This window comes from Nocardioides sp. NPDC127514, from assembly GCF_040302125.1.
Taxonomy (GTDB): Bacteria; Actinomycetota; Actinomycetes; order Propionibacteriales; family Nocardioidaceae; genus Nocardioides.
The window spans coordinates 200,815-210,929 of record NZ_JBEORF010000005.1 but is presented as its reverse complement, the minus strand read 5'-3'; the positions used below and the strand labels follow the sequence as shown (position 1 = coordinate 210,929).

At 72.8% G+C, this 10,115-nt stretch carries 8 protein-coding genes and 1 riboswitch; of the genes, 1 reads left to right on the top strand and 7 read right to left on the bottom strand.

The genetic code is table 11. From position 1 onward, the window contains the following. From ABTX24_RS06000 to ABTX24_RS05990, 3 genes are all read right to left on the bottom strand, one after another. Positions 1 to 1,512, bottom strand: a 1,512-nt coding sequence (locus ABTX24_RS06000; RefSeq protein ID WP_350838106.1) for a cobyrinic acid a,c-diamide synthase CobB, incomplete at its 3' end; no start/stop codon positions are given. Beyond that, positions 1,506 to 2,120 carry a cob(I)yrinic acid a,c-diamide adenosyltransferase gene (cobO, locus tag ABTX24_RS05995; RefSeq protein WP_160028064.1) on the bottom strand — a complete coding sequence of 205 codons (615 nt, stop codon included), beginning with the start codon at positions 2,118 to 2,120 and terminating at the stop codon, positions 1,506 to 1,508. The genes ABTX24_RS06000 and cobO, both read right to left, overlap by 7 nt. Continuing rightward, positions 2,120 to 4,225: a magnesium chelatase subunit D family protein gene (locus ABTX24_RS05990; RefSeq protein WP_350838104.1), complete on the bottom strand. Its 2,106-nt coding sequence runs from the start codon at positions 4,223 to 4,225 to the stop codon at positions 2,120 to 2,122. The genes cobO and ABTX24_RS05990 overlap by 1 nt, the downstream gene beginning before the upstream one ends. 25 nt (positions 4,226 to 4,250) lie before the next feature. Then, positions 4,251 to 4,391: riboswitch (cobalamin riboswitch) on the bottom strand. Between the two features lie 16 nt (positions 4,392 to 4,407). On the opposite strand from ABTX24_RS05990, the gene cbiE reads away from it, so the two are divergent. After that, positions 4,408 to 5,628 (top strand): precorrin-6y C5,15-methyltransferase (decarboxylating) subunit CbiE, encoded by a 1,221-nt coding sequence (cbiE, locus tag ABTX24_RS05985; protein ID WP_350838102.1) that lies wholly within the window; start codon positions 4,408 to 4,410, stop codon positions 5,626 to 5,628. A 499-nt stretch (positions 5,629 to 6,127) separates the two neighbouring features. Here the strand turns inward: cbiE and bluB are convergent, their stop codons facing one another. Genes bluB through ABTX24_RS05965 form a run of 4 tightly spaced genes read right to left on the bottom strand, consistent with a single transcriptional unit; the run spans position 6,128 to position 9,700 of the window. Continuing rightward, the gene (gene bluB, locus ABTX24_RS05980; protein WP_350712985.1) at positions 6,128 to 6,754 is read right to left on the bottom strand and encodes a 5,6-dimethylbenzimidazole synthase; all 627 of its coding nucleotides are present in this window, start codon (positions 6,752 to 6,754) and stop codon (positions 6,128 to 6,130) included. Next, a complete protein-coding gene (gene cobM / locus ABTX24_RS05975) occupies positions 6,754 to 7,539 on the bottom strand; it encodes a precorrin-4 C(11)-methyltransferase (RefSeq protein WP_350838101.1) in 786 nt (261 codons plus the stop codon). Before cobM ends, bluB begins: the two co-directional genes overlap by 1 nt. Then, positions 7,536 to 9,095 carry a precorrin-3B C(17)-methyltransferase gene (gene cobJ / locus ABTX24_RS05970; RefSeq protein WP_350838099.1) on the bottom strand — a complete coding sequence of 520 codons (1,560 nt, stop codon included), beginning with the start codon at positions 9,093 to 9,095 and terminating at the stop codon, positions 7,536 to 7,538. Before cobJ ends, cobM begins: the two co-directional genes overlap by 4 nt. Then, entirely contained in the window at positions 9,092 to 9,700 is a 609-nt protein-coding gene (locus tag ABTX24_RS05965) for a precorrin-8X methylmutase (RefSeq protein ID WP_502890947.1), read from the bottom strand. The genes cobJ and ABTX24_RS05965 overlap by 4 nt, the downstream gene beginning before the upstream one ends. Between the last annotated feature and the right edge of the window lie 415 nt (positions 9,701 to 10,115).

Here is a 10,115-nt window from a genome sequence, read left to right as displayed (position 1 = left end):
CCCGCTGGTCGAGCCGCCGGAGCCGCTAGGCGGAGGCGTGTCGAGACCAACACGGTCCGCCGTCGCGCTCGAGAGGACTGTGTTGGTCTCGACACGACGTCGTTCGTCCCTCACGACGTCGGCTCGACCGACGGAGGCGACGTCGGCTCGACCGACGGGGGCGAAGGCGTGGGCGGCGTCGGCGAAGCGGCGCGCCAGGTGCGGATGGCCGGCCCAGTGAACGTGGAGGTACGAGGCGTGCAGGGTGTCGCTGCTGACGCCCATCTCGGCACCGTCGACGGTCCACGCGGCCCGGGCCCCGGCGGCCGGGGCCGTCGTGGTGCGGTGGAACTCGTGGCCGGTGACCTGCTCGCCGGCGCGGGTGAGCAGGGAGTCGGAGGCGGCGGTGGCGACGGGGTAGCGCAGGGTCAGCCGCTCGCTCATGGCGGCGTGGGCGGGGATGGCGCCGGCCATCGGTACGCCGTCGAGAGACTCGGCCAGGTAGAGGAGACCGGCGCACTCGGCGACGGTCGGCACCCCGGCCTCGACGGCCGCCCGGAGGTCGCGGAGCAGGCTCGTGTTGGCGGCGAGGTCGGCGGCGTACATCTCCGGGAAACCGCCGCCGAGGTAGATCCCCCTGGTGCCCTCGGGGAGCGCGGGATCGGTGAGCGGGTCGAAGGCGCGTACGTCGCAACCCGCCGCCTCCAGGAGCTCCTCGGTCTCGGGGTAGCGGAACGTGAACGCGCGACCACCTGCGACCGCGACGACCGGGCGCTCCCGGTCAGGCACGGCCTCGGATTCCAGAGCCCGGGCCGGATCCCAGGCGACATCGTCGATGTCGGGGGCCGAGCGGGCGACGTCGAGCAGGGCCGCGAGGTCGAGGTGGGCGGCGACCTGCTCCCCCAGCCGCTCGATCAGCGCGACCGACTCGTCGCGCTCCGCGACCGGGACGAGGCCGAGGTGGCGCGACGGGGACGCGAGCGTCTCGTCGCGCGGGAGCATGCCGAGCACCGGCAGCCCGACCTGCTCCAGCGCTCGCCGGATCTCCTCGGCGTTGCGTCCCGGGGAGCAGCGGTTGAGCACGACTCCCCCGATGCGTACCGACGGGTCGAAGGCTGCCATCCCGGCGGCGATCGCGGCAGCGGAGCGGGACATCCGGGCGACGTCAAGGACCAGCACGACCGGCGAGGAGGTCAGCGCCGCGACGTGGGCGGTGGAGGCGAAGCCGTCGGTGCCGAGGCGGCCGTCGTAGAGGCCCATGACACCCTCGATGACCGCGACGTCCGCGCCGGCGGCGCCGTGGAGCAGCAGCGGCACGACCCGCGACTCCCCCACCAGGTGAGGGTCGAGGTTGCGCCCCGGGCGTCCGGTGGCGAGCGCGTGGTAGCCCGGATCGATGTAGTCCGGGCCCACCTTGTGACCGCTCACGACGCTCCCGGAGGCACGCAGCGCCGCCATCAGCCCGGTAGCGATCGTCGTCTTCCCCGAGCCGGTCGAGGGAGCAGCGACCACCAGCCGGGGCAGGGTCACCATTCGATGCCCCGCTGGCCCTTCTGGCCGGCGTCCATCGGGTGCTTGATCTTGGTCATCTCGGTGACCAGGTCGGCGACCTCGAGCACGGCGGGGTCGGCGTCGCGGCCGGTGATCACCACGTGCTGGCGCCCCGGTCGCTCGGCGAGGACGGAGGCGACCTCGGCGGCGTCGACCCAGCCCCACTTGATCGGGTAGGTGAACTCGTCGAGGACAAGCAGGTCGTACGTCTCCGCGGCCAGGCACCGCTTGATCTCGGCCCAGCCCTCGGCGGCAGCTGCGGCGTGGTCCTCGGCGTCACCCTGCTTGCGGCTCCAGGACCAGCCGGAGCCCATCTTGTGCCAGTCGACCGGCCCGCCCTCGCCGGTCTCCTCGTGCAGCTTCCCGAGGCGCTCGAGCACGGTCTGCTCGCCGATACGCCACTTGGCCGACTTCACGAACTGGAAGACGCCGATCCGCCAGCCCTGGTTCCAGCCGCGCAGCGCGAGCCCGAAGGCGGCGGTCGACTTCCCCTTGCCGGGGCCGGTGTGGACCATCACCAGGGGCCGGTTGCGACGCTGGCGGGTGGTGAGCCCGTCGTCGGGTACGTTCAGCGGCTGTCCCTTCGGCATCAGGCAGCGCCCCTTCCCATGGTGGATCCGGTGAACCCGTGGACGGCGGAGGTCAGCGCCTCGGCGCTCACCTCGGCGACCGGCACGTGCTCGGCGCCCAGGTGCTCGGCCAGCTGGCGGGCCAGCCCGAGCCGCATCGGCCCGCTCTCGGAGTCGATGACGACCGTGGTGACACCGAGTCCGGCGACGTACGCAGCCGCCTGCTGCGAGCGCCGGACGGCGTCCTTGCCGTGGGTCTTGGAGTTGGCGCGACCGTCGGTGACGACCACCAGCAGCGGCCGCAGATCGGGGTCACGCAGGTGCTCGCGCTGGAGCACACGGGCGGCCTCGAGGAGGCCTTCGGCCAGCGGCGTACGTCCTCCGGCGGGCACCTCGTCGAGGCGGGCCGCGGCGAGGTCGACCGACCCGGTCGGCGGCAGCACCAGCTCGGCGCCCTCGCCCCGGAAGGTGATCATCCCGACCTTGTCGCGGCGCCGGTAGGCGTCGAGCAGCAACGAGAGGACGGCGGCCTTGACCTGCGCCATCCGCTTGCGTGCGGCCATCGACCCGGAGGCGTCCACGCAGAAGAGCACCAGGTTGGCCTCGCGGCCCTCGCGAACCGCGGTGCGGAGGTCCTCGATCCGGAGCTCGACCTTCGCCGAGGTACGGTCCCGGGCGCTCTGCTTGCCTGCGGCCGCCTTGAGCGTCTCGACGAGGTGGAGCGAGCCGCGGGTGCTGGTGTCCGCGCCGATCCGGCGGCCGCTGCTGCCGATCGCCTTGCTCCGGCCGCCGGAGCGGCCGGTGCCCAGGCCGGAGACGGTCAGCAGGCGGGGGCGGTAGGCGGCGCCTGCGGCGGTGACCGTGTTGGTTTCGACACCGCTCGCTGCGCTCGCGGGCTCAACCATCGAAGAGTCGTCGCTCGCGGGCTCGACCGGCGGGGACTGCTGATCGGTGGTCGGGGGCTCCGCGTCGGTCGAGTCGTCGGAGCTGCCAGGCGGAGGCCCAGCGGAATCTGGCTCAGTGGGACCAACAGAGTCGTCGTGCGCGCCACCCTCGTCCGGCCCGCCGTCCGGCCCGCCCTCCGGCGGCTCGGGCGGCAGCTCCTCGTCGCCGAGGATGCGGTCGAGCAGGTCCTCGTCGAGCCCGGGAGCGTCGAAGGGGTTGCGACGGCGGCGGTGCGGGAGGGCCAGCAGCGCGGCCCGGCGGATGTCTTCGCGGGTGACCTCGGAGCGCCCGGCCCAGGCGGCGTGCGCGACCGCGGTGCGCGCGGTGACGATGTCGGCGCGCAGCCCGTCGACCTCGAACGCAGCGCAGACCTCGGCGATCTTGAGCAGCCCGGGCGCGGTGAGCCGGACCTTCCCGACGAGGGCGCGGGCGGTGGAGACGCGTGCGGTCAGGTCACGCTCGGCGGCCACATAGCGCTCGACGAACGCGGGAGCATCCAGGTCGAAGGCCATCCGGCGGCGTACGACCTCGGCGCGCAGCGCCGGATCCCGGGGCGCGGCGACCTCGACGGTGAGCCCGAAGCGGTCCAGGAGCTGCGGGCGCAGCTCGCCCTCCTCGGGGTTCATGGTGCCGATCAGCACGAACCGGGCGGCGTGCTCGACCGAGACGCCGTCGCGCTCGACCGAGACCCGGCCCATCGCCGCCGCGTCCAGCAGCAGGTCGACCAGGTGGTCGTGGAGCAGGTTGACCTCGTCGACGTAGAGCAGGCCGCGGTGTGCCCGCGCCAGCAGTCCCGGCTCGAACTCGACCGCGCCGCGCGAGAGCGCGCTCTCGAGGTGGAGCGAGCCGACGACGCGGTCCTCGGTGGCGCCGACCGGGAGCTCGACCAGCCGCACCGGCCGGCTCTCCACGACGGCGGCGGACCCGAAGGGCCCGTCCGGCGACTCCGCGGAGGGGTCGGCCGGGTCGATCGAGAACCGATCCCCGGCGTAGACCGAGATCGAGGGCAGCACGGCCGCCAGACCGCGTACGGCCGTCGACTTCGCGGTCCCCTTCTCGCCACGGACCAGGACCCCGCCGATCTCCGGGGAGATGGTGGTGAGCACGAGCGCGAGGCCCATGTCGTCGAGGTCGTCCGCCTGGCAGCCGAGGACGGCAGAAAATGGGTAGTGCACCGGCATGAGAGGCTCCCGCTCCCTATCGCGTTGATTGGATGGACGCGGGGCCGGTCTTCGGACTTGTCGAGTCCCCGTGATGGGGCTCGATTCACCGCAGCGGGCCTGTGCCGGAATCTCACCGGCTTCCCAGATTCTCCCCAGTCGGGGCACCTCGCGCCTGTGCGGTCACTGTAGCGTCTGGCCTCATGATCGTCGTGGTGGGCATCGGTGCCGGAGGTTGGGACGAGATTCCCGTACGTCACCAGCAGCTGGTCCTGCAGTCCGCCGTCCTCCTCGGCGGCAAGCGTCATCTCGACCTCGTCCCCGACGTCCCCGGCCAGCGCCGCGAGCCCTGGCCGTCGCCGCTGCGCGAGGGCCTCCCGGCTCTCCTCGAGTCCCTGCCGGACGACGCCCCCGTCGTGACCCTGGCCTCGGGCGACCCGCTGGTCTCCGGCATCGGAACGACCCTGATCTCGCTTCTCGGCCCGGAGAACGTACGCATCGAACCGGCCGTCTCCTCCGTCGCCCTCGCCCGCGCCCGGATGGGCTGGCCCGCGGAGTCGTGCGCGGTCGTCAGCCTCGTCGGCCGCGACGTGTCGCTGGTCGCCCGCGAGCTCGCCCCCGGTCGCCGGATCCTCGCACTCTCCTCGGACGGATCGACCCCAGCCTCGATCGCGAACCTCCTGGTCACGGCCGGTTTCGGCGGGTCCATGATGACCGTTCTGGGCGACCTGGGAGCGGAGACCGAGAGCGCACGGACCGGGACCGCCTCGACCTGGGCGGGCGAGTCGCCACGGCTCAACATCGTGGCGATCGAGTGCGTCGGCACCACCCTCCTCGGCTGGGCCGCGGGCCTGCCCGACGACGTCTTCGAGAACGACGGTCAGCTCACCAAGCGCGACCTGCGCGCCTCTGCTCTGGCACGCCTGGCCCCCACCCCCGGGGCGCACCTGTGGGACGTCGGCGCCGGTGCCGGCTCGGTCGGGATCGAGTGGATGCGGGCCCACCCCTCCTGCACCACGACCGCGGTCGAGGCCTCGCCCGAGCGGGCGGCCCGGATCGCCCGCAACGCGACCCGTCTCGGCGTACCCGGCCTCGCCGTCGTCCAAGGCCGCGCCCCCGACGCGCTGCACGATCTCCCGGCCCCCGACGCGATCTTCATCGGCGGCGGCTCGACTCGCCCCGGAGTGCTCGACACCTGCCTGGCCGCCCTCCGCCCCGGAGGCCGCCTCGTCGTCCACGGCGTGACGCTGGAGACCGAGCAGCTGCTGGCCACCGCCTACCAGCAGCACGGCGGCGAGCTCACCCGCATCGCCGTCGAGACCTCCGCCCCCATCGGCACCTTCACCGGCTGGACTCCCGCACGGAGGGTCACGCAGTGGTCCTTCGTCGACGCGACCAGCAGCTCCTCCTTGGCCGGCGTGTAGATCCGATAAGTGAGGCCCGAGGCCACGTCGGGGGAAAGAAAAATCTCTTTCACCGGGTCGCCCCGGCATGGGACGGAATCGAGCGAACGAAAATTCGTTCGCCCCACACTCCCGACCAACCCAGGGAAGGAAAATTCCTTCCCTCACTCAACCGTTCCACTGGTCAGGCCCCCGCGCCGAACGAATTTTCGTTCGCCTCCCGGCCCTCCACCGAGTGGCGGTCGCCGCGTGGAAGAAAAATTCCTTCCACCCACCAACCCACCCCGACTACCCGGGGGCAGGTCAAACCAGGATTCCCAAGCCCGTGCCCAACTCAAGACTCCGCGCCACACCCCTGCCGCCGACCCGATAGCCAGCCAAAATTCTCGGCGACGGCCGGTGTCAAGGATCGCCGAAGGCGACCGGCGAAGCCGGCGGCCGAAGGCCGTCCTTTACTCCGGACGGCACCGAGAACACCCTCCAAACAAGGGTCGGCGGCAAACACCAACCACGAAAAACCTCAGCGCCCCGAGAGATACCTCTCCTCATGAACCACGGACGACAGCTCCGACCGATGCCTCCACCCAAACCGCTCGAGGTCGGGAACTCCCGGGAGACCTTCGACGTGTCCGACGCAGAGCCAAGCCACCGGACGCACGTGCGACGGAAGCCCGACCAACGACCGCAGGAATTCCTCGCGATAGAAGCTGACCCAGCCGACACCGAGGCCCTCGGCGGTGGCAGCGAGCCAGAGGTTCTGGATCGCGAGGACGGTCGAGTAGAGCCCCGCGTCGGCGATGGCATGCCGCCCGAGGACCTGCGACCCACCGCGAGTCGGGTCGTAGCCGACGACCACCCCGAGCCCGGACTCGCAGATGCCCTCGATCTTGATCCGGGAGAACGTCTCGGCCCGCTCCCCGGAGAGCGAGGACGCGAACACGTCCCGCTCGGTGGCGACGTGCTCGCGGAAGGCCGCCAGCGTCTCCGGCGAGCGCACCAGCACGAAGTCCCACGGCTGCGTCATCCCGACGCTCGGCGCGGCGTGGGCTGCCGACAAGACCCGCTCGAGCACGGCAGGGTCGACCGGCTCACCGGTGAACTCTGCACGCGTGTCCCGACGGCGGTTGATCGCGTCGTAGAGCTCCATCAGGCACCTCTCGCCCTGGTGGTCGAGCTTGTCGAGACCCGCTCCCGAGCCGCGTCGTAGAGGAACGACTCGCCTCCGTCGCGGGCCAGCGCCGGCCCGGCGAGGATGACGGCAGCCTGCGTCAGACCGGCGTCCTCGACCGCGTCGGAGATGGTCGACACCGTCCCGCGAAGCACCAGCTCCTCGGGCTGGCTGGCACGGTAGACGACCACCACCGGACACTCCGGGCCGTAGTAGGGCAGCAGCTCGGCCATCAGCTCACGGGTGCGACGGATCGCCAGGTGGAGCACGAGCGTGGCGCCAGTGGCGGCGTACGCGGCAAGAGACTCCCCCTCCGGCATGGCCGTCGACCGGGCCTGCGTCCGGGTGAGGACGACCGACTGCGCCACCAGCGGCACGGTCAGCTCCCGGCCCACGAGCGCGGCCGCCGCGGCGTAGGCGGGCACGCCCGGCGTGACGTCCCAGGGCACTTGGGCGGCATCGAGCCGCCGGGTCTGCTCGGCGACCGCCGAGTAGACCGACGGGTCGCCGGAGACGAGGCGTACGACCTGCTTGCCGTCCCGGTGCGCGGCGACGATCTCGCCGACGATCTGGTCCAGATCGAGCTTCTGGGTGTCGACCAGCTCGGCCGCGGGGCTGCAGTGCGCCAGCACGTCGGGGTCCAGGTAGGTGCCGGGGTAGAGCACGACATCGGCGGCCTCGAGCAGCCTGGTCGCGCGTACGGTCAGCAGGTCGGCCGCGCCGGGGCCGGCGCCGACGAAGTGGACGGTCCGACGGGCCGTCACTGCACGTACCTCGGCGTCCAGACCTGCCCGGCCGCAGTCGCCCGGGTCGAGCTCGCCCCCACGATGACCAGGCACTTCATGTCGATGGTTGATGGGTCGAGGTCACCGAGCGTGGTCACCGTCAGCGACTCCTCGGCCCGCCCGACGTCGCGTCCGACGACGACCACGGTGTCCGGCTTGCGCTGCTCCAGGAGTACGTCGCGAGCCCGGCCGATCTGCTCGGTGCGCGAGCGCGAGGCCGGGTTGTAGATGGCCAGCACGAGGTCGGCGGCCGCGACCGCGCGCAGGCGGTCCTCCACGACGGACCACGGCTTGAGCCGGTCGGAGAGGGACATCACCGCGAAGTCGGCCCCGACCGGGGCGCCCGCCCGCGCGGCCACCGCCTGGACGGCGCTGACCCCGGGCAGCACCCGGACGCGTACGCCGGCGTAGGCCGGGTCCTCGGCCGCCTCGAAGACGGCTGACGCCATCCCGAAGACACCCGCGTCACCGCCGGACACGACGGCGACCCGCTCCCCGGCGAGCGCCAGGTCCAGGGCGTGCCGGGCTCGGTCGACCTCGACGGTGTTGCCCGACGCGTGCCGCCGCAGCCCTTCGCGTTGCGGCACCCGGTTGACGTACGGCGCATAGCCGACGACATGGCCGACCTCGGCCAATGCCGAGCTCACCTCCGGCGTCAGCCACCCGTCCGGCCCCGGACCGAGTCCGACGACCAGGACCTCCCCGGTGTCCCCGAAGGCCGAGCCCGTCGAGACGCCCCCGCGCGTCACCTCGACGGACTCGACCGCGGGGAGCTCTTGCCGCAGCCGCGCCGCGGCAGGTCCGGGAGCCGTGTCCCCGGGCACCACGATGAGCGAGAAGTACGGCACGGAGGACGGGTCGACATCGGCCACCGGCAGCCAGCGCTCCTCGGGCTGCGAGGCACGCTCGACGTACCAGGCACCGTCGAGCCGCCCAGCGGCGGCGAGCGCGGAACGGACCGCAGGGAAGGTCCGGCCGAGCTTCATGATGATCGCCGCCTCGGTGTCGGCGAGCCGACGGGCGAGCTCGGGCTCGGGCAAGGTCCCCGGGAGGACCGTGAGCACGTCGGTCTGGCGCACCAGCGGAGTCGAGACCGCGGCGGTGGCGGCCGCGAAGGCGGGGACGCCCGGCACGACGGAGGTCTCGTAGACCTCCTTGAACCGGTCGTGGAGGTACATCGAGGAGCCGTAGAAGAGCGGGTCGCCCTCGGCGAGCAGGACCACGTCGCGGCCGGCGTCGAGATGGGCGGAGAGCCGGACTGCGCAGGACTCGTAGAACTCGGCCATGGCACCGACATAGCCGCCCGGGTGCGAGGTGGTCCCGGTGGTGACCGGGTAGCGCAGCTCCTCCTCCACCGCGTCGGCGGGGATCAGGGACGACGCGATCCGCCGAGCGTGCGACTGCTTGCGCACCCCGGCGTGGTAGGCGATCACAGGGGCCGCGCCGATCAGCCGGGCGGCCTTGAGGGTGATCAGCTCGGGATCGCCCGGACCGATCCCGACGACGGTGAACCGCCCGCGTACGTCCGTGCTCATTCCTGCTCCTGGGCGAGTGCGTTGAGGGCGGAGGAGGTCATCGCGGAGCCGCCGCGGCGGCCCCGGACGGTGACGTAGGGGATGTCGATCCCGTGGTCGTCGGCGAACGAGGCGAGCGCCTCCTTCGACTCGGCCGCGCCGATGAAGCCGACCGGGCAGCCGACGATCGCGGCCGGCCGCGGACCGCCGTCGAGGATCATCTCGAGCAGGTGGAAGAGCGCCGTCGGGGCGTTGCCGATGGCGACCACCGCGCCCTCGAGGTACGGCTCCCACAGGGACAGCGCCGCGGCGGTGCGGGTCGTTCCCCACTCGCGCGCAAGCGCCGGGACCCGGTCGTCACCGAGCATGCAGAGCACCTCGTTGTCGCGCGGAAGCCGGCTGCGGGTGACCCCGGTGGCGACCATCGTCGCGTCGCACAGGATCGGCGCTCCTGCCTCCAGCGCACCCCGCGCGGCCTTCACGAGTCCGGGGTGGATGACCAGGTCGGAGGCGAGGTCGACCTGCCCGCTGCCGTGGATCATCCGCACCGCGAGCCGCTCGGCGTCGGCCGGCACCGCAGAGAGGTCGGCCTCGCGCCGGATGGTCGCGAAGGAGTCGACGTAGATCGCCGGCCCCTGGTCGATGTAGTCGTAGCGCCGGGGCGGCCGCACCTGCGGCGTAGGCACGAGTACGCCACGCCACGGCGTCACCACGACCGCCGGCACCCGCTCCGCCAGCGCCGAGACCGCGGCCCGGTCCAGGGCGCCGTCCGGGGCGGCGACGTGATCGCCACCGGGCACCGGCCCGTAGCCGAGCTCCTCGGTCGCGGCCGGGACCCGGTCGTCGGCCGCGACCGGCTCGACCATCGGTGCGTCGAGCTCGGAGACGTGCCAGGGCGCCGACGGCCCCTCGCCGCGTACGTCCAGGAAACGTGAGGCGAGCGCGACCAGCCGGGAAGCGGCCTCGGCGAGCGGCACGACCGGCCCCCAGGAGCCGCCGACGCGCAACTGTCCCTCCGTGGCAGACAGCGCCACCACGCCC

Coding starts and splice junctions, on each gene's coding strand:
- cobO (WP_160028064.1), bottom strand. CDS start 2,120: ATGCCGAAGGGACAGCCGCTGAACGTACCCGACGACGGGCTCACCACC.
- ABTX24_RS05990 (WP_350838104.1), bottom strand. CDS start 4,225: ATGCCGGTGCACTACCCATTTTCTGCCGTCCTCGGCTGCCAGGCGGAC.
- cbiE (WP_350838102.1), top strand. CDS start 4,408: ATGATCGTCGTGGTGGGCATCGGTGCCGGAGGTTGGGACGAGATTCCC.
- bluB (WP_350712985.1), bottom strand. CDS start 6,754: ATGGAGCTCTACGACGCGATCAACCGCCGTCGGGACACGCGTGCAGAG.
- cobJ (WP_350838099.1), bottom strand. CDS start 9,095: ATGAGCACGGACGTACGCGGGCGGTTCACCGTCGTCGGGATCGGTCCG.